Raw genomic sequence first — 23934 nt, 5'->3', positions numbered from 1 at the left:
TTCAGCTTTTTGTTTATTATCTTTTCTATCGCGGCCTGCAGCAGTCGACCGGTTCCTGCACCTGTCGCAAACATCACCAAAGGGGTAGAAATTAATGATTATAAAGCCCCGATTGGAGAGCCTGATACTTACCTGGTCAGGCAAGGAGATACACTTTTTTCAATTGCCTGGTTTAATGGCTTTGACTATCGGGATCTCGCCCGCATCAACAATCTAGATAAACCCTACAATATTTATCCTGGCCAAAAAATACACCTCAAAGCCGCGCCAGAGCAGACCGTTAAAGCGCTGCGTAAAAACTCCGTAAAAAGTACCGGGCAAACTTCAAAAATAAAATCAAATCAATCAGTTGACCCCTCAAAAAAGCAGGCGTATGGTAAATCCAGCAGGACAAAAAACAACCAACCTAACTCAACAAATACAGCGTATGCTGCACGAGTAGGTAAATGGCTCTGGCCTGCTGAAGGTGAGTTGATTGGCAGTTTTTCCGCCTCAGAACAAGGTAATAAAGGTATCGATATCGCAAATGATACCGGCACACCGATTCTTGCCGCCGCAGATGGCAAAGTGGTCTATAGCGGTGATGCATTAAGAGGATACGGAAAACTGATTATTATCAAACACACCGAGGCTTATTTAACCGCTTATGCTCATAACAGCAAGATTTTAGTTAAAGAGCAACAATGGGTTAAAGCCGGACAAAAAATAGCGCTAATGGGTAGAAGTGATTCAGATCGTGTAAAACTTCATTTTGAAGTCAGATATAAGGGGAAGTCTGTTAACCCCCTGAAATTTCTATCTAAACCATAATAACAATAAATAATAATAAACGAAAAATGGAGGCCTGATTAAGGTAAGCACCTACAACAATTTGGAGAAATGATCATGGGTCAAAATAAATCTGTCATAGTCGACCTGGATAAAGACGAAATTGATGATGAATCGTTAGAGCTAGATATTGTCGAGGAAGACGATAGCGATGATTTAAGCAAAGATATAATAGCGTCACAGGAAGTATTTGCTAAAAATCTGGACGCCACACAATTATATCTAGGAGAAATCGGCTTTTCGCCACTCCTCACCGCCGAAGAAGAAGTCTACTTCTCTCGCCGTGCCTTGAAAGGCCACGAACCATCCCGAAAACGCATGATTGTCAGTAACCTCCGACTTGTAGTCAAAATAGCCCGTCGTTATAACAATCGCGGCCTCGCCCTGCTGGATTTAATCGAAGAAGGAAACCTTGGTTTAATTCGAGCCGTAGAAAAATTTGATCCCGAACGTGGTTTTCGTTTTTCAACCTATGCAACCTGGTGGATAAGACAAACCATTGAACGGGCGATTATGAATCAGACTCGTACTATCCGTTTGCCAATCCATGTCGTTAAAGAGCTTAATGTCTATTTACGTACAGCACGTGAACTAGCGCAAAAACTGGATCATGAGCCCACTGCGGAAGAAATTGCCATTGCGTTGGATCGCCCCGTCGAAGATGTAACTAAAATGTTGCGTTTAAATGAACGAATCAGCTCAGTTGACACCCCGATGGGCAGCGATAATGACAAAGCCTTGTTAGACATTATTGCCGACGAAAAAGGCATGGGACCAGAAGACGATTTACAAGATAATGATATTAGAGCCAGCATTATTGACTGGTTAAGTGAACTGAATCCCAAGCAACGGGAAGTATTAGCCAGACGATTCGGCCTTTTAGGCTATGAACCATCAACACTGGAAGATGTTGGGGCCGAAATTGGTTTAACTCGCGAACGAGTCAGACAGATTCAGGTAGAAGCATTACGTCGACTAAAAGATATTTTAGGCCATCAAGGTCTTAACCTGGAATCGCTTTTCAGCGCTGAAATATAAGTACAACATCTAAATCGTTAAGTATTGTCTATCGCCACGGGTAGCAATGCTTACCGGTTCAGATGAATCAATGTTAGGGCGTGTTGATCTTTGGGTTGAACCCTCCGGGCAGTGTTTGTCGCGCATTTCTACGGCGTTATCGCTCATTCATGTAGAATAACTACACCACATTCGCTCTGCCTTGTATAAATACGCGACAAACTGCTGCAAAAACACACACCAAAGATCAACACGCCCTAATTATTTACAATTTATATTCTCCCCTGATCATTTGTTAACTTTTTGTTGACGTTTAAAAACAATTCATTTAACTTTAATGAAAGCGCTTACATATTCAAATCCGTCAGTGCATTATTAAAAATGTAAGCGCTTTCTAAGGACGCAGTAAAAACACCAGCTGCGTAGACACACACTAGGGGACACACATGAAATTCAACAAAACACAATTAGCGACCAGCATATCGTTAATCATTGGTGCAGCCACAATTGCACCTTTGTCAGTTTCAGCTCAAGAAACAGACACCGACCCAGCAGTAGAAGTCATTAATGTCACAGGTATTCGTGGCAGTATGATTAAATCCATGGACGTTAAACGTTCATCAAGTGGTATCGTCGATGCCATCAATGCAGAAGATATTGGTAAGTTTCCAGATACTAACTTAGCTGAGTCATTACAGCGTATTACTGGTGTTGCTATCGATCGTGCCAACGGTGAAGGTAGTCAGGTCAGTGTACGGGGCTTCGCTGGTGCACGTAACCTGGTGACTTTGAACGGTCGCCAAATGCCAACAACAACCGGCTCTCGTTCTTTTGATTTTTCTAATATCGCGGCAGAAAGTGTTAGCGGTGTTGAAGTCTATAAAACCTCCAATGCCAAGGTACCAACGGGTGGTATCGGTGCAACGATTAATATTCTGACAGCAAAACCACTTAATAACCCAGGTCAGCACACCGTAGTTAGTGCACAGGTATTAAATGACACCTCAACCAACGAAGGTGGTGCAACGCCTGAATTATCCGGTATTTATTCCAACACCTCTGACGATGGCAAATTTGGTGTCGCAATTTCAGCCAGCTACTCAGAGCGTGAAAGCGGTAATCAACAAGCCAACGTAGGTACCGGCTGGCGTAGCTTTGATGGTTTGGCCGATCAGGACTGGAGTGGTCCAAATGCAGAATGGGGTGGCGTACCCAAGAATGAATTCCAAACTAACCGTCCAGGTGAAGGGGATATTTATTCTGTACCACAAACCACAATTTATAAATTTGAAGAACAGCAGCGCGCCAGAACCAATGCCCAGTTAGTATTGCAGTATCGTCCAATGGATAATCTGACGGCGACCTTAGATTACACTTATGTACGCAAAGATACCGATACTCAGTTTAACGATGTATCTGCATGGTATGGCTTTTCACCATCTAAAAACGTATGGACAGATGGCCCTATCTCCTCACCTTTATTGTATTCAGAAGATTACATTGAAAATGGCGTAGGTCTGCAGGATGTTGCCATGGGTGCTGGTGACTATGGTGTACGTGATGAAACCAAATCACTTGGTTTAAACTTAGAATGGCAAGTTAATGACAGTCTGAACCTGGAGCTGGATTATCACAATTCATCTGCTGAAAACTCACCTAACAATGAATTTGGTTCAAGTAACACCTTGGCCATGGCAGGCTTTGTGCGTCAAGCTGCGGCAACGGACTTTTCTGGTCAATTACCTATATTGGCAGTACGTGGCGGTAACGAGATTAAACCTTCAGATATGTTGGTTACCGGTAGTACTTTCGTCAACAATCGCAACAAAGCGGATATTGAACAAACGCAACTTCGCGGTGAATACGTATTTGATGAAGCGGGCAGTATTGATTTTGGCTTAACATTGACCACGGCTGAAAATCATGGTCAAACCAAAAACATCGACCGGGGTAACTGGGGTGGTGAAGGTGAAGCCGGGATGTTTGACGAAAAATTCTTCCCTCGTGCTAGCATTCAGGATAAATTTACCGACGTTAGTGGTGGTAATTTTGAAGACTTCCAGGGCATTTATGGCATGGATGACTTCGAAATCATGGACACTTACTTTGACTTCGACTTCCATGGCGTACGTGATCAAGCCGCTCAGTTACTGAGTAAACAGTCGCTTGGTGATTGTGGTAACTCCTTCTGTCCATCAACTGACTATGCATCACAGACCGACCGCCGTATCGAAGAAGAGATGACCTCTGTCTATCTCCAATATAACTACGAAGGGCTATTCGGTGATATGCCGTATGACGTGCATGTTGGTGTACGTTATGAAGATACCGATGTTGTGGCAACGTCATCTGTGCCTGTTTATCAGAACATAACTCAATGGCAGGGTGATTCCGAAGTTTATTTGCGCGACAATGATCCAGCACAGCACAGCTTCGAAACCAAAAAAGGTAACTACAACCATACCTTACCTAGCTTTAACTTTAATATTGAAGTGATTGACGGGGTTATTTTACGTGCCGCCTATAGCAAAACCATTGGCCGTCCAGGCTATGACCAAATGGTTGGTGGTATTCTGTTGACAAAAGCAGGTCGTATTAATACCTATTCTGGAGCAACAGGTACGCCTGGTTTATTACCACTTGAATCCGATAACTATGATTTATCTGCCGAGTGGTATTACGACGAAGGTAGCTATGTATCATTAGGCTACTTCAAAAAAGACGTCACCAATGATATTTCATCAGTCGATGTTGAATCTGATTTTGGTATTTACACCCCTGATAATGGCCCATATCGTCAAGCAGCTATGGAAGCAGTCGGAGCAGATGGTGGTAATCAGCGAGACTGGATCTACAACAACTTCCATGATGTCGACCCTGAACATGTATTTAAAGACGACGGTGGTAATATCATCATTCTTGCCAACCCAGAGACTGATGGATTAGCTACATTTAAGATCAGTACACCATCTAACTCATCTGAAGAAAAAGGCTTCGATGGATTGGAATTCGCGGTTCAGCACTTATTCGGCGAAAGTGGCTTTGGTGGCATTGTCAACTACACCAAAGTTGACTCTGATCATGAATACAACAACTTCCTAATTGGTGAACCGCAAGTTGCCGAATTTGGTATCAGTGATACCGCTAACGTGGTTGGTTTCTACGAGAAAGAAGGCTTGTCTGTTCGTTTAGCCTACAACTGGCGTGATAAGTTCCTGGTATCAGGCTACCAAGGCGATGTGGGTCCATCACCTCGTTATGTTGAAGCCTACGATCAATTGGACTTAACCATCAGTTATGAATTACCACAAGTTGAAGGACTAACACTGTTCCTTAACGGTATTAATATAACTGATGAATACAAACGCGAAAGTGGACGTACTGAATTACAAGTATTGAATGTGACCCAACAGGGTGCACGTTACAACCTTGGAGTTCGCTACGCTTTCTAATTGCCTTAAAAGCAGTTAGTCGTGTTGTAATCAAGGCCGCTAAATTATTGATTAATTTATGCGGCCTTTTTAATGTTGTAGTAAATCCTATATATTAGAAAGCGCTAAACATCAGTTATATTCACCAATTAATTAAGGTCAGCATGAACAATAGAATACAGCAGATAATCGTCGTTGGCGGTGGTTCAGCCGGCTGGTTAACTGCCGCCATTCTGGCTGCTGAATATAAAACCAATCATGGTGATAACAGTATTGCGATCAGCTTGATAGAATCATCAACGGTATCGCCTATTGGAGTAGGCGAAGGCACTTGGCCCTCTATGCGGGCAACATTAGAAAAAATAGGATTAAGCGAAACCGACTTTATCAGACAGTGTGATGCCAGCTTTAAACAGGGTTCCAGATTTAGCAATTGGAAGATCGTAGATAATCATGCTTATTTTCACCCTTTTACTTTCCCGGTAGGTATAGAGCAGTTTGATCTGGCTCCGTACTGGTTGCCACACAGTCAACAAATCAGCTGGGCTGATGCTGTAACACCACAAGGGCATTTATCCCGCCACAATCTGGCACCCAAGCAAATTTCAACCGCTGAATATGCCTATGTCGCCAATTATGGTTACCATCTGGATGCGGGGAAATTCACAGAATTACTCAGACAGCATTGCGTTAACACACTGGGTGTCAAACATCTAATTGGCCACATTGACAAGGTTAATCAAGACGAAGATGGCGATATACGCTCAGTAACAACCCGCGAGCAAGGTGAAGTCGAAGGTGACTTATTTATTGACTGCAGTGGATTTAATGCCCTGTTAATTGGTCAGCATTTTGATATTCCGTTTATTAGTCAAAAACAATTTTTATTTAACGATACCGCACTCGCCGTGCACGTACCCTATCAACAACCGCAAGATCCAATTGCCTCCCATACTCTGTCTACCGCGCAAAGTAGTGGTTGGATTTGGGATATTGGGCTGTCATCACGACGGGGTGTCGGCTACACCTTTTCCAGCGCACATACTCGCATCGAAGATGCTGAGCAGCAATTGCGCCAATACATTCAACCCGCGATGGGAGACAAAGCAGCCTCATCGGCAGAAATCAGAAAAATAGCCATTCAGCCCGGATACCGGCAAAAATTTTGGCATAGAAACTGTGTCGCAGTCGGCATGGCGGCGGGGTTTATAGAACCGTTGGAAGCCTCCGCGCTGGTAATGGTAGAACTATCAGCACAAATGATATGTGAACAATTACCCCAGTCTCGCCCGGCAATGGATAGCGTGGCCAAACGTTTTAATGAAAAATTCACCGGTCGCTGGCAACAAATTATCGAGTTTCTAAAGTTACATTATACCTTGAGTCAACGCAGTGATTCCGATTACTGGCATGATCATCGTGACAAATCCACTAACCCAGATTCATTGAACGAGCTGCTTAACTTGTGGCAAAGTAATTTGCCCAGTAAATATGATATAACCCATACAGACGCGTTGTTTCCCGCGGCAAGTTATCAATATGTTTTGTATGGAATGGGATATATGCCTGACCATCCTCTAAGAAAAAAACGAATCGACAAGCTTAATCAGGCAGAAAAATTATTTAATCAAAATATGCAACAAAGCAAACAATTATTAGCAGCCCTGCCCTCTAATCGGGAATTGCTGAATAAAATAAAGCAATTGGGTCTGCCCAAAATTTAACTACGTGCCATCGCACTCAAGATATTATTCAGGACAATTTATGCCAAAACATGTATTAGTAAACAGTGTTGATCATCAGAACGTAAAGGTAATCACAGAACGTTCGGCAACCTATGGTGACAACGTCTGGTACAGTCTGACTTTTCCCTCCGAGTTCAGAAGCCTTCAGGCATACTATCCGGTGTTTTTTCAAAAAGATGCCAATACCGGCAAATTCCACGCAATCGCACTGTTTGGTTTTGAAAATGATGAAAATCTTTTTTTGAAAAACAATCAATGGGACGCCGCTTATATTCCGCTGACTATCGCCCGACAACCTTTTTCTATCGGCATCCATACCGTACAAGAAGAAGGTGAAGAGAAAAAACAACGCATGTTACATATTGATATGGACAATCCGCGGGTTAACCATGACTCTGGCGAAGCCTTATTTCTAGATCACGGTGGTAACTCCCCTTATCTGGATATGATGGCAGATATGTTAGAAGTCATTCATCATGGCATGCTGGATAGTGAAAAATTTATCAATCAGTTAATTGAACTGGAACTACTGGAATCCTTTACACTGGATGTCACCCTAAATGATGGCTCTCAATATCAAATGCTGGGGTTCTACACTATCAATGAAGACAAACTCAACGAGCTCAGTGGCCAAGCGCTTGAAGAATTACACCGTCAGGGCTATTTACAGGCGATTTATATGGCAATTGCCTCACAGGCTAACGTGCGTAATTTGATGAACCGCAAGAATGCGTTGCTGGATCAATAGAGACGTTCCGCCATTATGTTGTCAGTATCTGCAAAAGTAGCACAACGTGACGACTGCTCTCCAGGGCAGTTTCCCGATGATCTGTTGTCATCGGATGATCCGGTTGTACTAAAAGGGTTTGTTAAGCATTGGCCAATCGTTCAGGCTGGTTTGAATTCGTCCGACAAAGCCGCAGAGTATTTACGTAGTTTGTACAACGGAACTCTGGTATTTACCGCCTATGGTGAACCTGATGTTGAGGGGCGAGTATTTTATAACGATGACATGACAGGTTTTAACTGCAATGGCGTCAAAGCTGATCTAAACCAGATCCTGCAACGTATATTTGATCATCAGCATGATCCAAAGCCCCCAACTATTTATGTGGCATCAGCAGCAGTAAATAACTGGTTACCCGGTTTCGCTGAACAAAATCCGGTTGGCCTGGAACACTTACAACCACTAACCAATATCTGGATTGGCAATCGCAGCCGCATCGCAGCCCATTATGATTTTCCCAATAATTTGGCTTGTTGTGCCGTCGGACGGCGACGCTACACCTTGTTCCCCCCCGAACAGGTAAGTAACTTATATGTGGGTCCAATGGAGTTATCACCCGGCGGCCAGGATATTAGTCTGGTGGATTTTGCCAATCCCGATCTGGACAAGTTTCCTAAATTTAAACAGGCCATGGAGGCGGCCTTAGTGGCCGATCTTGAACCCGGTGATGCGTTATATTTACCTGGGATGTGGTGGCATCATGTAGAGGCACTCACACCATTTAACGTACTGGTGACTCATTGGTGGCGTGACAGTCCTGCTTATATGGGCCGCCCCGAAAATGCTCTTAAATTGGCGATATTGAGTCTACGTAACTTACCCCCAGCACAACGCAAAGCATGGAAGGCCTTGTTTGATTATTATATTTTTGAACATCAGCCAGGCGATATGGACCATATCCCGGATGCGGTCAAAGGCATGCTAAGCCAGCCATTAGATCCTGTTTCAGCCCGAAAATTACGCGCAGAATTGCTAAATAAATTAAAAGTGTAACCGGCTGACTTCGGACCATTTTTTGAGGAAGAATCCCGAATGAACAACGCTAAAATTAACAATGTCATCATCGCAGGTGGCGGCACCGCAGGCTGGATGTGCGCGGCAGCACTAAGCAAGTTATTAGGTAAAAATCTGAATATCACGCTGATTGAATCAGATGATATCCCTACCGTAGGTGTGGGTGAAGCGACTATCCCCACCTTGCTGGTATTTCATAAATTACTCGGCATCAACGAAGCGGAATTTATGGCCGCAACCAATGCCACATTCAAGTTAGGTATTGCCTTTGAAAATTGGAAAGACGTGGAGCAAGACTACATTCACTCTTTCGGCTTTCTTGGTCAGGATTGCTGGGCTGCCGGTTTTCAGCATTTCTGGCTCAGGGGACTGAAACAAAATCTGGTCTCGGAACTGGGTGACTATATACCGGAGCATCTGGCTTGTCGCGAAGGGCGCTTTGCCGTTTTGGCTAATCAAGATAAAAATTATGCCTTTCACCTTGATGCCGGATTGTATGCCAAATTCCTGCGCGAGTTAGCCGAGAAACACGGTTGCCAGCGCGTTGAAGGCAAAATACAGCAAGTTAACCTGCGTGAAGACAACGGCCATATTCAGTCATTAACCCTGGCATCAGGCCAACAAATCGACGGCGACTTGTTTATCGATTGCACCGGATTTAAAGGATTATTAATTGAACAGGCATTACATACCGGCTACGAAGATTGGAGCCATTTATTACCCTGTGATAGCGCCATTGCCGTGCAAACCACCACCATCAACAAACCCGTCCCCTATACACGCTCTATCGCCCATGATTCAGGTTGGCAATGGCGTATTCCGTTACAAAACAGGACGGGAAATGGCTTAGTATTTTGTAGTCGTTATCTGTCTGATGATGATGCCAAACAATTGCTCCTTAACAACATCGAGGGTGAGTTGCTCAACGAGCCGCGAGTCATCAAGTTTCGCACCGGAGTACGACGTAAACACTGGAATAAAAACTGTGTGGCCATTGGCCTATCATCCGGCTTTATTGAGCCACTGGAATCCACCAGTATCCATCTTATTCAACAGTCAATTGTACGCCTAATGCTGATGTTTCCGTCCAATGGTATCAATTCTGCTCAAGTGGATGAATTCAATCAGCAGACCCAGACCGAGATTGATAATATTAAAGACTTTGTGATCCTGCATTATTATTTAACCGACAGAACCGACAGCCCGTTTTGGCGCTACTGCCGCTCTATCCCCATTCCGGAAAGTTTAAAACACCGCATGGAGTTGTTCAGACAAAGCGCCAAGGCACTCAAACAACCCAATGAGCTATTTGGTGAAACTTCGTGGGTACAAGTCATGCTGGGACAGGGGCTAATGCCGGAGCAATATCATCCGATTGTTGATTTAATGAGTGACGAGGAACTGCAATCATTTCTCAAAACGGTTAAAGACGGTGTAAAACGCAAAGTCGGCAAATGGCCAGATCATCTTGATTTTATCCGTCACTACTGCCCTGCAGGCGAGCAATAATAAAGAATCGGAAGTACTGTGATGTCAACGGATAACTGTATCATTAATCCGCAATTAAAAATTCAGGTTAAGCGAATTGGTCATCAACAAACCCCAATTATGCTAATTGATGACTTTTTAGTCGATACCCGTCCGGTTATTGGCCATGCGTGTGAATTTGCCCAGTTTGATCAGGCAAGTACCTATTATCCGGGTAACCGCGCTTCCCTGCCCCGTGCTTATGTTATCAAGGTGCTGCAAAGTGTTTATCTGCAAATGTGTCAGTTATATCAGGTTCCGCAGCACTTAAACCTTAAACCCCAAGCGACCTATTATTCACTGATCACACATCAACCTAACGAGTTAGAATTGGTGCAACGTATGCCCCATTTTGACAGCATACAGCCATATTATTTTGCGGTGATCCATTATTTAAATGAAAGGCCTCATGGCAATACCGGCTTTTTTCGGCATCGTCCAAGCGGCACAGAATGCGTTACCCCTGCGACGAAAGCCAAGTACGTCAAATCAGCTCAACAATTTATTCAACAGCATGGCGAACCACCGATGGAATATTGCACCCAAAGTAATGACCATTACGAGTTATACAGCCAGATTGAATATAAGCCGAACCGGTTAGCCATTTACCCTGGCTATCTGCTCCATACCGGACTAGTTGAATTAGATAAGGATATTGATGCTTCGCCTGTAACAGGTCGCCTAACCGCTAATATTTTTGTCGATTTTCAATAATAACAAATTCAGCTTTTCGGGGCCGCGACACTATGACGAACGATAAGCTTAGGCTGTACAATATGAGTTAATTCCATCGCACGACGATCGTAGACTTTATTTAAAATCCAGCTGGCCGCCATTTTACCTATGTCATCCATGGGATAATGAATAGTGGTTAATTTAGGAGTGAGATAATTACTGTATTCAACGTTATCGAATCCGACCACCGAAATATCTTCGGGGATATTGAGGTTTTCTTCCCGAATTGCATTAATTGCACCCGAGGCCATTTCATCGTTTGCACAAGCAACAGCGGTAAAAGGCTTACCTTGTTTAAATAGCGCTCTGATCCCTTCTTCTCCAGCATGCCCCTGAAAGTCCCCCTCATACATCAAACTGTCATCATAAGGAATATTCGCTTCTTGCAGGGCTTTTTTATGTCCTTCCAAGCGCTCTCTAGCATCCGCTTTCCATAGTGAACCGGCAATATACGCAATTGAGCGATGACCGTGTTTAATCAGCTCTTGGGTTGCCAAATAGCCCCCTAAACGGTTGTCCATACTGATACAATTTTCAGAGATTGACTCGATATAACGGTTAACCACCACAAAAGGTACGTTTTCTTTCGCTAAATCAATCAGGTAGTCATCACTAATTGCTTCTAAATGCAGAATAAGAGCATCACAACGACGCCCCAATAACACTTCAATGGCTTCTTTTTCGTCTTTTTCATTACTGTGTCCGGGGGCGATAAACATATGTTTTCCGGCGGAACGCAATACCTTGTCCGACCCGGACATCATCGAGCCAAAGAAAGAACCGTGTAATTCCGGTACAACATAACCAATAGTGTCAGTTTTATTTGAAGCCAGTGATTGAGCGATAGAGTTAGGTCGGTAATTGAGTTCATCCATCGCATCTAATACTTTTTGGCGGGTTTTCTCTGACACCGAAGAGATGCCATTGGTAACTCTGGATACCGTTGCTAGAGAAACCCCTGCCAATTTGGAAACTTCATATATTGTTGCCATATATTGTTGTTCCTTAACGAAAACTACATCATTTTATGTCGACACTATACTGCAATATTAGGTAATTCCGTTTGAATTTTATTGATTTGTTGATTATTTAACTTATATCGGCGCATCACCCAAGCCACAATGATAAAACCAACGGCCGGATAAACCGTAAAACAGAGTAAGATTCCGTGTTTTGCTTCAGCGGTCTGTTCCATATCCGCCTGATAACCATAATAAGCCAATAACCATCCCACCACGGCTCCACCAATAGCCAATCCCATTTTAATAAAAAATACGATGGACGAATAAGTCATACCAGTGATCCTCACTCCCGTTTTCCATTGACCATAATCAACGGTATCGGCCATTTTGGCCCATAGTAACGGAGTCGCCATTTGCAATAAAAAGCTCCAGACAAAAAACACGACCGTAGCTAACATCATCTGATCACTGCCAATAAAATAACTTAATACGCAGATCACCGCAGAGATCACTTGCAATACGATATAGGCTTTCACCTTGCACACATATTTCGTCAAAGGCTGCGCTACAGCACAACCCAGAATATTACCTATCATGCCAATAGTGACAAATTGAGTGATCATATCTTCACGACCCAGATAATATTTAACGTAATAAATAGCGACCGTATTACGCATCACAATACCGAATAAGACAAAGAGTGCCGCCACGCTTAAAATGCGCCATTGATCATTTTGCCACAGGCATCTTAAATCATTCTTAAAGCTGGAATCTTGCGACTTGGGTGGAAAAACGCGTTCCCTGGTACCGGCAAAGCACACGATAAACATCAACACGCCTAACGCACTCATGGCTGCAATTGTAAGTTGATACCCCTTGGCTTTGTCTCCATGCCCAAACCATTCGACTAAAGGCAACGTAAAGGCGGTAACCAGTAAGCCACCTAACATACCAAAGACAAAACGATATGATTGCACCGAGACCCGTTCTTTAGGATCCGCGGTTAACACCCCACCTAAAGCGGAATAAGGAATATTAATTGCCGTATAGGCTGCCATCAACAATGCATAAGTGACAAACGCATAAATCACTTTGCCCTGATCCGATAAGTCTGGTGTGGTAAACGCTAAAACGCTGATAACGCCAAAGGGTAACGCCATCCACAATAAATACGGCCGGAATTTTCCATATTTAGTATTGGTTCTATCGGTCATCGCTCCCATCAACGGATCGGTAACCGCATCAAAAATACGCACCACTAAAAATAATGTTCCAACAATAGCCGGTGAAATACCAAATACATCCGTATAGAAAAATGACAAAAATAACATCACCGTTTGAAACACGATATTACTGGCTGTATCACCCAATCCGTAAGCAATTTTTTCTTTAATAGTCAGCATGGTCAGCCCTTAATATGAAGAAGTTGAACGAGTTGTATCATGGCGCTGCGAGACAAAATCTTTATAGGCCAGACCACTAGCTTTAATTGTACGTTGTTGACTAACGTAATCCACATAGACAATACCGAAGCGCTTTTCATAGCCTTCGGCCCACTCGAAGTTATCCATTAAACTCCAGGCAAAATAGCCCTGTATGTTGACGCCTTGCTCGATCGCCTGATTAACTGCATTCAAATGGCTATCAAAATATGCGACTCGATCCACATCATTCACTTGACCGTTTTCGAGCTTATCCGCCATCGCCGCACCATTTTCGGTAATATAAACGGGTGGCAACTGATAACGTTGATGTAGTGAAACCAAAATATCTGTCAAGCCTTGTGGATAGACTTCCCAGCCCATTTCGGTTAGCGGCATAATTGTTTTTTCTACGTTAGCAAAGCCATCTTTAGCATCTGCTTTATACACTTCCCGGGTGTAATAGTTAATTCCGATATAATCCAACGGTTGGGCAATAATGGCTAAATCTCCCGGCTCTATATCCGGTTTATGTAACTCGGGAAGTTGCTCAATAATGTCTGGGTAACGTCCTTCCATCAATGGGCGAATATACCACTGATTAAAGTGCTGATCGGCCAACTGGGCAGCAGCCCTATCTTCAGCGGTGTCTTTTTCGGCATAACAAGGGCTAAAGTTGAGTACAATGCCATTGAGCGCCTTTGGACTGGTTTTACGTAAAACCTGCATCGCTAAGCCATGGGCTAATAACAAGTGATGAGCCGCTTTTTTACCATATTGTTTGCCGACTTTACCGGGCGCATGAATACCAATTTCGTAACCCAGATAAGCGCTACAAAAAGGTTCGTTTAACGTAGCGTAAGAGTACACCCTGTCACCAAAGGCTTGACTAATCAGCTCCACATAATCACGAAAATGAAATGCAGTTTGACGATTTAACCAGCCACCTTCATCTTCCAGAAATTGTGGTAAATCCCAATGATACAAGGTGACAAAAGGCTTAATCCCCTTTTCAATTAACCGATCCAGTAAACCGATATAAAAATCGACACCTTGTTGATTCAAACTGCCATCACGATTGATAACCCGTGGCCATGAAACTGAAAAACGATAAGCATCAACACCTAAGCTGTCGATTAACTCAACGTCTTGCTGCCATAAATTAATATGATCACAAGCAACCAAACCATTCGACTGATCCTTGATTTTATTCTCAGTCGCACAAAAAGTATCCCAAATGCAGTCAAGTCGAGACTCTGCAGCCCCTTCTATTTGGAATGATGCAGTGGCGACACCAAAAGTAAATTGCTTTGTGTTTAAGATCGACTCTACGGGTAAAGATATTTTCATGATGGCTAAGGCTACTTAACGGTAAAGAGTGGAAACAATGTCATTGCTGACCCCGGGCGTATTTATTTGACACTTCCTGTCGATTAAACTGCAAACAAAAAATGAAAGCGCTTACATGCATGTTATAGATTTGTTGCAATTAGGTCAATATAAACAGAAATAACCATTAAAAGACTAAAAAAACCAAACACTAATAAGTTTCACATCGCTCTTATAGAACACTTCGTTATTAACATTCATGTATTGTTAACTGCAAAAAACGAACAGTTAGCAATTCACGTTCCGTATTGATTTATAAGAATAATTCGAGTCTTAATCCATACATTAAAGTAATGACTAAATAGCATTTAGCAAAATACTGTCTACGCTTAACAGTTGAACCTTATATAGTTAAGTCATTGTTCATAATGGAGAAGTGACATTATTATGTTCAACCGTAAATCGAATTCAGATGACATTGTTAAGGCCATCAATGAGACACAGGCCGTCATTCAGTTTTCCCTGGAGGGAATCATTCAAACGGCCAATGCCAACTTCCTTAACCTGATGGGCTATAGCCTTAATGAAGTAGTAGGTAAACATCACAAAATTTTTGTCGATCCGAACACTGCAAACAGTGCTGAGTATGAAAAATTCTGGATAAACTTGCGTCAAGGAAAATCGCAAACAGGTGAATTTAAACGGATCAGCAAAACCGGCAAGGATGTTTGGATACAAGCGTCCTACACCCCCATAATCAAAAATGGCAAAGTAGAGCGGATTATCAAATTTGCTTCCGATGTTACCCAACAAGTAATCGACAAAGCCAACTATCAATCACAATTGCAAGCAATCCATCGTGCGCAGGCTGTCATAGAGTTCGATATTGATGGAAAAATACTGCATGCCAACGATAATTTTTTAGCCTTAATGGGCTATCGTCTTGATGAAGTCGTAGGCAAACATCACAGAATTTTTGTTGCTGCCGATGAGGCCAATAGTGAAGCTTATCGCTCCTTTTGGAAACGACTACACGATGGCCAGTATCAAACCGCCGAGTACAAACGCATTACCAAAAGTGGCAAAGAAGTCTGGATCCATGCCACTTATAATCCAATCAAAAGTCCCGATGGCCGTATCCTCAAAGTGGTCAAGTTTGCTAACGACATAACCGAGGAAGTGGAACAGCGCAAAGAATTTCAACTCCTCTCCATGGTGGCTAATGAAACCGATAACTCGGTTATTATTACCAATGCTGAGCGTGTTATTCAGTATGTCAATAAAGGCTTTACCAGTATGACGGGTTACCGTCCGGATGAAGCTATCGGAGGAAGAACTCGTGATATTTTAGTCGGTCCCAAAACCGATCCACAAACGCGTAAACGTATCGAAAATGAGCTGGATTTACCACGAGCCTTCTATGATGAAATTGAAATTCATCGAGCAGATGACACCCCTATTTGGGTGTCAGTCACCAGCAACCCGGTGCATGACAAACATGGTATCCATCAAGGTTTTATTGCCATTTTGGCAGACATTACCAAGGTAAAATCCGCGTCATTGGAATTTCAAACCCGTTTTGATGCCATTGGTCGTTCAAACTTATTAATTGAATGGGACTTAAATGGCAAATTGATCGAAATGAATCATTATTCGGATAAACAATTACATATTCCCAGCGACAAATTTGGTAAAGCGATTAAAAGCTGGGAACAATATCTTGATAGCGAACAAAAAGATCTGCTCATGAATGAACAAAGTGTGGTCAAGGATATTGATATAAATATCGACTCACACTATTTCGGTATTGCAGCCACCTTCAGTGCCATCAAGGATCCGTATGGTAAAGTGCAAAAAATTATTATGTATGGCTCAGACATCACCGACCGGCAAATGGTGGTTAAAAATAGTGATTCGGTGATGAAGGAACTGATCAGTTCCGGTGAAAATATTAACAAAATGGTGTCCAGTATTAATGCCATTGCCGAACAAACGAATCTGTTGGCTCTAAATGCAGCCATAGAAGCGGCCAGAGCCGGTGAAGCCGGTCGTGGTTTCTCGGTAGTGGCCGACGAAGTGCGGAATCTGGCATCAAAAGCCAGTAGTTCTGCCAGTGAAATCAATACCGTCGTCAGTAAAAATCAACATTTACTGAATAGTTTGTCGGACACACTGAATCAGTTAAACAAAAAACATTAATCGGCACTTTTTAACATACTAACCAGATCTTCACTCAGTGAACGCGTTGGTTTTTCTGTTATTCGACCTAATTCATGGTCGTTTTGCAGCAAAATAATGGTCGGGGTATAACGGAGCGACATTTTTTCCGCCAAACCTGACGACTCTTGCTTGTTGGCATCCACCGCCAGCAATGTCATTTTGGCTAACTTCACCCCCGAGCCCTCGACGAGTTTGATCAAGCGAGGGACTTCCCGCTGGCTGTCATGGCACCAAAGCCCAAATAACACCAATATGGATTTCCCCTCCAGTTTCCGCATTCTTTGGAAATCTCGTTCTGTGGGCTGGAAACGATGGTATTCATCGGAAAAATCAGGGTAACCATCAACCAGTTGCTCTACCTCAATCACGCCTTGAATCCCTGCGCGCGAAACAGGATTAGTTGCACTGCTACACGCAGTCAACAGGCTAACCAATAACAATCCAACAATAATTTTCATCGTTCAAGTTCCATTGAATACTTCTGCCCATGGGTAATAAAACGGGTCAATAGTAACCAGAACAGTCAGCTATCACCAGACAACCACTAACGCTTGTCGAAAAAATCTTTATTACGGATATATTTATTCATGTAGTGGTAGGAAATCGGTGAGATGATCCAACTAAGCAGGGTTTTGTATAGCCTGACCGATGGCCTGATATTTTCGTAAATTCTTTCATTATGCAGCCACAAACTGCGCCCAACATGAGCAAAAATGCCGGGAAACGGTGGTAAAAAGGTAATAATGTCCAGATCACAGCAAATACGATAGGTACGCATGTGCAATAAATAATGCTTACGAAAACTGCGAAATCCCGGTGAAGGTTGACCAAAAGTGACTACCCGCTTGATCGCCCCCTGATAACGGCGTTCTAACCTGTCCGCCACCAATATTGCCAACGCCCCACCGGAAGAATGACCGGTTAAACTGATTCGCTTACCGGATGCTATGAGGGGATCGAGTACCTTTTCTATCTGCTGATAAATACTGCATCGTTCAGCGCTCTGTTGCCCGCGTCGAGTGGTAGATTGATTGAGTAAATGATCATATCCCATATGCACTGCGTAACGAATATTGGCAAACCGTTTGCGTTTGGGTAAACAGCATAAATTGATAAACCAGTCACTTAACGATTGTGAACCACGGAATACCACGATGACTTCCTTTTTATCCTGTTGCCACAGAATACGAGCGATAACCTGCCCGGAACGATTAGCAATTTCAGCGTACCCCTGTTCAGAAAACCCCAAAGAGACATGATCAAAAACCAGTGGATAAGCCAGTTTGCACAACACCGCATAGCGTTCGTACTGATAACGTTTTAGCTTTTTCAATGCCGATTACAAAATCAAAAATTCTATAGCGACGGTAACGAACAAGTATGACAACAAAGTGACAGATACTATTCCTTAGCCCTATCCAGAATCACTGGCCCAACACCATCTTCAGCCAAAATATCATCGGGGTTATAAAGCGGACATTTTGTCATCGACAGGCAGCCACAGCCAATACAGCCGGTTAATGAATCGCGCAATCGTTGCATATAGGCAATACGCGCATCCAACTGCGCTCGCCATATCGCCGACAATTGGGCCCAATCCTCTTTATCAGGCGTCCTCTGGTTAGGTAGCTGTATAAACGCAGCTTTAATATCCTCCAGAGCTAGTCCCATTTTTTGCGCAGCCTTAATCACCGATATCCGCCTCAACACATCCCGTTTATAACGCCGCTGATTTCCCTGATTGCGCCAGCTTTGGATCAGTCCCTTGTCTTCATAAAAATGCAGGGTGGAAACCTTAACACCACAGCGTTTAGCCACATAACCTACCGTCAGGTTCGCTTGTTCCACTTAAAATTCCTGATCAGAAAATAAATCGTAAAAAACACTTTACCTCAAGTTAACTTGAGGTTCTAGACTGTGGCTCGAATCAGAAATTAACCTTCATAGGAGACACAACATGACGAATACAACAACAAACAACCAACCTAAAGCGGCACATAAAACAAACTTTGCCCAAACCTTTTACCGGTTGTTTAACAACACCATGAGTAAAAAATAACACTCGATACCGCAAAGCAACGTAAATGTTGGATAATCGGGCATTTCAATAAAAAGACCGGGTATCTTTAGGTCAGTTACATAGATTTTGTGAGACAACTTCCCTATCCTTTAAAGCATCATTTACGCAATCAAGGGGAAGTGTGTGTCAGATCATTTTCATTGCTGGCAATGCGGTAACCGTTTAACCAATGTGATACTGCCAATGTCCCGACGCGAGGAATGCGCGAGTTGTGGTGCTGATCAGCATGTATGCCGTATGTGCGATCATTTTGATAATAGTGGTTGGGGAGACTGTAAAGAGGAACGGGCTGAGCATGTATCGGATCGGGAAAGTGCCAACTTTTGTGATTATTTCTCTCCCAATTCCGATGTCCAGACACCACTACGTCAGAAACATCAGCAAGCCAAAGCCAAGCTTGCCGCTTTATTTGGTGATGAAGCGGCAGATGCTGATGGGAGTAAAAAACCGGATGATCAATTGAGTCCGGCAGAAATCGCCGAACGTAAACTAAGAGAAATGCTAGGCGATTAGGCTAATATGTAATCCAATCCACCAGTGATAGCGGCCACTTGTGCCTGAATGCAGATTTCATCATTCGCACTTGGGCTATCCGGATAAACTTCCGTGGTAGTGACATATGTCGCATTGCTGAAGCCACCACATAGCCCTAACTTGGCCATGTCGTAATTAATCACACCTTTTTGTTCCTGCGGCGTACCTATTATTTTGCCCCATTTATCCGCAGGGGCAATATGGGTTACTTTTTCAACCGCAGCAATGACCGCCTGTTGAAATTCAGGTTGTGGATTTTGATTATTGCCTACGGTGTAAAAGCCATCGGGAATTTCCCATTCTTCGTTTTCCACTCCATCACGGGCGGCCAAAGCCGGACCAAATTCAGAATTGTCCGTATCAGTGGTTTCGTGCAAGTCAAAATGAGCGGTTAATTCTATATTGAGAGATTGCAAATATTCCATTAATAAACGGGGTTCCGCCGCGGGACTATTGGCATAAAAGGAACGGTTAGGATCAATTGCATCAGGATTCCAGCGATTAATGGTTTCATAGCCCCAAGGGCTCAAACACGGAGCAATTAAAAAGTTAACCTGCTGGACGTATTTGGACGCTACTGTCTCGGCAAAACGCAATGCCCCTTGCACACCACTGGTTTCATAGCCGTGTACACCACCGGTAATTAATATAACAGGCCGATCCAATTGCCAATTGGATGATTTAAGAATGAAGACTGGATACTTGTCCGTATCGTAAGGCAATGCTCCGTATTGAATAACTTCAAAAAGCGAATGCAGACCGGCTATTTTACCTAGTACTTCCTGCTTATAAGACCGTTTGATAGTTTGTTGCTCAAACCATTGTTTTTTGTGTTGGCTATTCCAGATTTGGCCGGGAACACCAATAGGATATGATTGCTGCATGATTGTTCTCAACGATGTGTTAGATAATTAGAAGCCGTCGGGCAAGGCAAACTCAAACCCTTGTTGATTAAGCCATTGAACGGCTTCCTGGGCATTTTGGGTAAAAAAATGAAATTCAGGTTCATAGCTGGATACATCACCAATAATATTTTTCTGGGTATCAAAACGACACACTGTCGCTTCATGAGTTTGATTATTATCGGCACACCAATCATAAATACCCTGGAAGCCATTTAATGCCTCCATGCTTGGCATGATCCAGTCGCGTATATCTACATAGGCTGCCCAAGGTTCATGCTGGATATCTTTAACAAGATATTGAACCTCATCAAGAAGTTGCTCAACTAAAGCTTTGGTAGAAATGCTTTTAAGCTTTACGCACAGCACTCGACCAACCACTCCCATTTGATACAAATCTGTTCTTGGCATGCAAGCCCCCTGTTTCATCCACGTTCTGGCAGCATATAGATAAACGATGAAATTTCAATAAATCAACAGCCGCTAAGCATGACGATCATCAATTTCAATCATTGTTTCTTCAGATATATGCACAATGTTTTTATCATCTTCTGTTAAACGGGTTTTCTTCCAACTACCTCGAGCAAACCAAACTATTGATACCAATGCGATTAAGATATTCGTAATCGTAAATGACCACCAGATACCAACGGCATGTAAACTGGTATGCTTGGATAAAATATATGCCAGTGGAAATTGAAACACCCACTGAGATAACAATGACAGTAACATCGCATTGACCATATTACCTGATGCCCTAAAAGTCGAGACAATACACAGCTGCACGCCAATAAATCCCCAGCTCAAGCACATAATCCGAACAAACTGCGCTCCGTGCTCAATCACTTGTTGATCATCAGGAATAAAAAAAGCGACTAACTGTGGGGCAGACCAATAGGCTAATCCACCGATAATAGTTAATGCAACCAATCCCCATGTTGCACCAATCACCGCCACTTTAGCGGCACGTTCAATTTGGTTTGCCCCTAAGTTTTGCCCGACTAACGTCGAGACCGCCATCGATAATCCCATGGCCGGAATAGTGACGACCTGTAAAATATTTGAGCCCACGCCATAAGACGCAATGGTGATGGTGCCAAAACTCGCCACGATAAAAGACAGCATAATTAACCCCAGTGCACGGGCGGCTAACTCCACTGAACCTGGCGCTCCAAGAAAAAATGCGCGCTTAATATAGGCAAAGTCAGGTTTGAAATGTTGCAGAGTGACATGTATCCCATGACGGCCCTTCAAAAAGATTGTGATCCCGCAAATTGCCGCTAAGCCTTGTGTGACCAGGGTAGCCAAGGCGGCACCCATGACGCCCAATCCGTCATACTCCCCCCAACCATAAATAAATAAAGGATCAAGAAAAAAATTTAATAGAACCGTTCCCAACACAATAAATAACGGTACTTTAACCTGCCCGACTCCACGCATAATGGCCTGAAAAATGGCAAAGGTGAACACAAAGATAACGCCAATAAATGAGACATGCATAAACTTCAATGCGTTGTCATACACCGATTGGCTAACGCCCAACAAATGTAAAAAATAAGGGGAAAGTAAATAGCCGCTCAATCCCAGCACAATGGCAACCAGTATCACCATCAACATGGTTTGTGCCGCCACATGGTTGACCATATCGAACTTTTTCGCGCCCATATATTGAGCCGATAATGTTGCCCCTGCCATCGCAAGACCGGCTCCTAAAGCGATAACTAAAAAGGTAACCGGCATACTGACTGACACAGCAGCGACTTCATCAGCCCCCAATCGCCCTACCCAGAAGGCATCCGTTAATTGGTAGGCCGATTGTAAAATTTGATTCAATACAATTGGAATAGCTAACGATAACAACGCCTTATGAATCGGACCTTGTAATAATTTATTGGAGCTAGGCATCGATATTATTGTGGAACCCAAGCATTAAGATGGGCGTGACGCATATCACTCTTTTGTTTGGCAGTGGCACTCCAGTCATGCTGATAAACCTTACCTTCCCAGTCACCATACATGGGATTAGGCAGCACAATATACCGGCTACCAAACAGCGTGCTGTTTTTATCTACCGCGGTACGGGTTGCAGTCAGGCTATCCGCTGCCAGTTGATTAGAAAAATCACTCAGGTTATCGCCCATAAATAAGGCAATATCATAATTAACCAGCACCTGTTGACGACGAGGCTCTTTGTCACCGGTGTCGGTGCGCAAAATCAAATGCTGATCATCCACAAAAGGAAAACCCAGTGCCTGCATGTTTTTCATTGTACCAGCACGGCCTTTTTCGTAACGGTTAGTAATGTAAAATACTTCTGCGCCCTGTTGTTTTACATAGTTTAAAAATTCTGTAGCGCCGGGCATCGCCTGTGCTTCAGCAGCTTGCATCCATTGTTGCCAAGTAGGTTGCGAGTAGCTCTTCTCTTGACTAATTAACCATGCATTATAGGCCGAGTTGTTGATTACTGTTTCATCAGCATCCACCACAATCGCCACTTTCTTGTTACCTTTGTGGGTCGCCAAATAATTATCCAGACTCATTTTAGCCACATTAAATGCCTGATAGGACAACGCGCGATATTCTCCTGACACTTGCGTCCATAATACCGCCATCACTGATTGCTGGTTTAACTCGGCATCAGTGTATGTCGGTTGATTAACCTCTTTCGCTACTGAAATGGTCGATGTACTGACTAAAAACAGCATGGATAAGGCGATAGTACGTAAAAATTGAGAACACATAACTGATCCTTCCGAAAATGATATAGGCATAACCGTAAAACCTAATTATATCGCTTAAGCCACGGTCAATCTGGTTAAACAATAAGCAAACTCGCCAAATTCCATGCCTAATTACACTTAGCCTACTTGTATTATCGTCAAATTGGCCCAAGCTCTATTTATAAGATAAAGAAAAACAAAGTAGTAAGACAGTAGTAACGTTAATTGAAAAAGGAAAACCTATGAAGATTAAACTTTCAGGCCACCACGTAGAAATCAGTGATAGCGTTAGAGAACACGTCGAACAAAAATTATCGAAATTAGCCAGCCATTTTCCCTCTCTCATTGCCATCGATGCCATTATCGCCAAAGAACATGGTGAATTTGAGGTTGAATTGGTCACCAACTACGAAGGCAGCCGCCTGGCCGCATCAGGTAAAGATCAAGTAATGTACCCGGCCATTGCCAAAGCAGCCAAAAAACTCGATGCCGCACTAATGCACCGTAAAGGTCAGTTAAAAGATGATTTACATAAAAAGCCGGTGGCAACTGCGCCTGAAATTGCCGCTGAAGTTATTCAAGGTATGGATTTAACTTAATCTCTCAATTTTTCCCCGAAGGCGGATCTTGTCGATCCGCCTTTTTTATATCAATGCTCCACTGCGGTTTCATTACTATCCAC

At 43.2% G+C, this 23934-nt stretch carries 21 protein-coding genes and 1 pseudogene; 12 read left to right on the top strand and 10 right to left on the bottom strand.

Annotated features, from left to right (window positions below; translation table 11 throughout):
* Window positions 1-9: 9 nt before the first annotated feature.
* The 8 genes from ACTD55_RS12720 to ACTD55_RS12685 all read left to right on the top strand — a co-directional run bounded on the left by ACTD55_RS12720 (window position 10) and on the right by ACTD55_RS12685 (window position 11063).
* Window positions 10-810 carry a peptidoglycan DD-metalloendopeptidase family protein gene (locus tag ACTD55_RS12720; RefSeq protein WP_438864714.1) on the top strand — a complete coding sequence of 267 codons (801 nt, stop codon included), beginning with the start codon at window positions 10-12 and terminating at the stop codon, window positions 808-810.
* Window positions 811-885: 75 nt separating this feature from the next.
* On the top strand, window positions 886-1866 hold the full coding sequence (rpoS, locus tag ACTD55_RS12715) for an RNA polymerase sigma factor RpoS (protein ID WP_438864713.1): 981 nt from the start codon (window positions 886-888) through the stop codon (window positions 1864-1866).
* A gap of 425 nt (window positions 1867-2291) precedes the next feature.
* A complete protein-coding gene (locus ACTD55_RS12710; RefSeq protein ID WP_438864712.1) occupies window positions 2292-5297 on the top strand; it encodes a TonB-dependent receptor in 3006 nt (1001 codons plus the stop codon).
* Between the two features lie 143 nt (window positions 5298-5440).
* Window positions 5441-7000, top strand: a complete 1560-nt coding sequence (locus ACTD55_RS12705) for a tryptophan halogenase family protein (protein WP_438864711.1) — start codon at window positions 5441-5443, stop codon at window positions 6998-7000.
* 40 nt (window positions 7001-7040) lie between these two features.
* On the top strand, window positions 7041-7769 hold the full coding sequence (locus ACTD55_RS12700; RefSeq protein WP_438864710.1) for a SapC family protein: 729 nt from the start codon (window positions 7041-7043) through the stop codon (window positions 7767-7769).
* Window positions 7770-7784: 15 nt separating this feature from the next.
* Window positions 7785-8801 carry a cupin-like domain-containing protein gene (locus ACTD55_RS12695; RefSeq protein ID WP_438864709.1) on the top strand — a complete coding sequence of 339 codons (1017 nt, stop codon included), beginning with the start codon at window positions 7785-7787 and terminating at the stop codon, window positions 8799-8801.
* 39 nt (window positions 8802-8840) lie between these two features.
* Window positions 8841-10331 carry a tryptophan halogenase family protein gene (locus ACTD55_RS12690; RefSeq protein WP_438864708.1) on the top strand — a complete coding sequence of 497 codons (1491 nt, stop codon included), beginning with the start codon at window positions 8841-8843 and terminating at the stop codon, window positions 10329-10331.
* Window positions 10332-10352: 21 nt separating this feature from the next.
* Entirely contained in the window at window positions 10353-11063 is a 711-nt protein-coding gene (locus ACTD55_RS12685; protein WP_438864707.1) for a DUF6445 family protein, read from the top strand.
* 8 nt (window positions 11064-11071) lie between these two features.
* On the opposite strand, the gene ACTD55_RS12680 is transcribed toward ACTD55_RS12685, so the two are convergent.
* Genes ACTD55_RS12680 through ACTD55_RS12670 form a run of 3 tightly spaced genes read right to left on the bottom strand, consistent with a single transcriptional unit; the run spans window position 11072 to window position 14817 of the window.
* Window positions 11072-12076 (bottom strand): LacI family DNA-binding transcriptional regulator, encoded by a 1005-nt coding sequence (locus ACTD55_RS12680; RefSeq protein ID WP_438864706.1) that lies wholly within the window; start codon window positions 12074-12076, stop codon window positions 11072-11074.
* Between the two features lie 44 nt (window positions 12077-12120).
* Window positions 12121-13449, bottom strand: coding sequence for a glycoside-pentoside-hexuronide (GPH):cation symporter (locus ACTD55_RS12675; protein WP_438864705.1), 1329 nt, complete (start codon window positions 13447-13449; stop codon window positions 12121-12123).
* Between the two features lie 9 nt (window positions 13450-13458).
* Window positions 13459-14817 (bottom strand): GH1 family beta-glucosidase, encoded by a 1359-nt coding sequence (locus ACTD55_RS12670; protein ID WP_438864704.1) that lies wholly within the window; start codon window positions 14815-14817, stop codon window positions 13459-13461.
* A 426-nt stretch (window positions 14818-15243) separates the two neighbouring features.
* Between ACTD55_RS12670 and ACTD55_RS12665 the strand changes: the two are divergent.
* Both ACTD55_RS12665 and ACTD55_RS12660 read left to right on the top strand, forming a co-directional pair.
* A pseudogene (locus ACTD55_RS12665) lies at window positions 15244-16341 on the top strand (PAS domain-containing protein); the annotation flags it as partial.
* 96 nt (window positions 16342-16437) lie between these two features.
* On the top strand, window positions 16438-16995 hold the full coding sequence (locus ACTD55_RS12660) for a methyl-accepting chemotaxis protein (protein WP_438864799.1): 558 nt from the start codon (window positions 16438-16440) through the stop codon (window positions 16993-16995).
* Here ACTD55_RS12660 and ACTD55_RS12655 read toward each other — a convergent pair.
* The 3 genes from ACTD55_RS12655 to soxR all read right to left on the bottom strand — a co-directional run bounded on the left by ACTD55_RS12655 (window position 16992) and on the right by soxR (window position 18864).
* Entirely contained in the window at window positions 16992-17474 is a 483-nt protein-coding gene (locus tag ACTD55_RS12655; protein ID WP_438864703.1) for a thioredoxin family protein, read from the bottom strand. The two genes, ACTD55_RS12660 and ACTD55_RS12655, sit on opposite strands and share 4 nt — an antisense overlap.
* 86 nt (window positions 17475-17560) lie before the next feature.
* Window positions 17561-18349, bottom strand: a complete 789-nt coding sequence (locus ACTD55_RS12650) for a lipase family protein (RefSeq protein WP_438864702.1) — start codon at window positions 18347-18349, stop codon at window positions 17561-17563.
* A 68-nt stretch (window positions 18350-18417) separates the two neighbouring features.
* A complete protein-coding gene (soxR, locus tag ACTD55_RS12645; RefSeq protein ID WP_438864701.1) occupies window positions 18418-18864 on the bottom strand; it encodes a redox-sensitive transcriptional activator SoxR in 447 nt (148 codons plus the stop codon).
* 355 nt (window positions 18865-19219) lie between these two features.
* On the opposite strand from soxR, the gene ACTD55_RS12640 reads away from it, so the two are divergent.
* A complete protein-coding gene (locus ACTD55_RS12640; protein WP_438864700.1) occupies window positions 19220-19609 on the top strand; it encodes a hypothetical protein in 390 nt (129 codons plus the stop codon).
* Here ACTD55_RS12640 and ACTD55_RS12635 read toward each other — a convergent pair.
* The 4 genes from ACTD55_RS12635 to ACTD55_RS12620 all read right to left on the bottom strand — a co-directional run bounded on the left by ACTD55_RS12635 (window position 19606) and on the right by ACTD55_RS12620 (window position 23273).
* The gene (locus ACTD55_RS12635) at window positions 19606-20517 is read right to left on the bottom strand and encodes a M14 family metallopeptidase (protein ID WP_438864798.1); all 912 of its coding nucleotides are present in this window, start codon (window positions 20515-20517) and stop codon (window positions 19606-19608) included. The genes ACTD55_RS12640 and ACTD55_RS12635 overlap by 4 nt on opposite strands.
* Before the next feature lie 24 nt (window positions 20518-20541).
* Complete coding sequence (locus ACTD55_RS12630) at window positions 20542-20943, bottom strand: hypothetical protein (RefSeq protein WP_438864699.1); 402 nt, start codon at window positions 20941-20943, stop codon at window positions 20542-20544.
* Window positions 20944-21015: 72 nt separating this feature from the next.
* Window positions 21016-22437, bottom strand: coding sequence for an MATE family efflux transporter (locus ACTD55_RS12625; RefSeq protein WP_438864698.1), 1422 nt, complete (start codon window positions 22435-22437; stop codon window positions 21016-21018).
* A 5-nt stretch (window positions 22438-22442) separates the two neighbouring features.
* The gene (locus ACTD55_RS12620; RefSeq protein ID WP_438864697.1) at window positions 22443-23273 is read right to left on the bottom strand and encodes a 5'-nucleotidase, lipoprotein e(P4) family; all 831 of its coding nucleotides are present in this window, start codon (window positions 23271-23273) and stop codon (window positions 22443-22445) included.
* A 221-nt stretch (window positions 23274-23494) separates the two neighbouring features.
* Between ACTD55_RS12620 and hpf the strand changes: the two genes are divergently transcribed.
* On the top strand, window positions 23495-23851 hold the full coding sequence (hpf, locus tag ACTD55_RS12615; RefSeq protein WP_438864696.1) for a ribosome hibernation-promoting factor, HPF/YfiA family: 357 nt from the start codon (window positions 23495-23497) through the stop codon (window positions 23849-23851).
* Window positions 23852-23934: the final 83 nt, after the last annotated feature.

Source organism: Neptunicella sp., from assembly GCF_048268085.1.
Taxonomy (GTDB): domain Bacteria; phylum Pseudomonadota; class Gammaproteobacteria; order Enterobacterales; family Alteromonadaceae; genus Neptunicella.
Note: the sequence above shows the minus strand (reverse complement) of the source record. Positions and strands in the feature narration are given on the sequence as shown.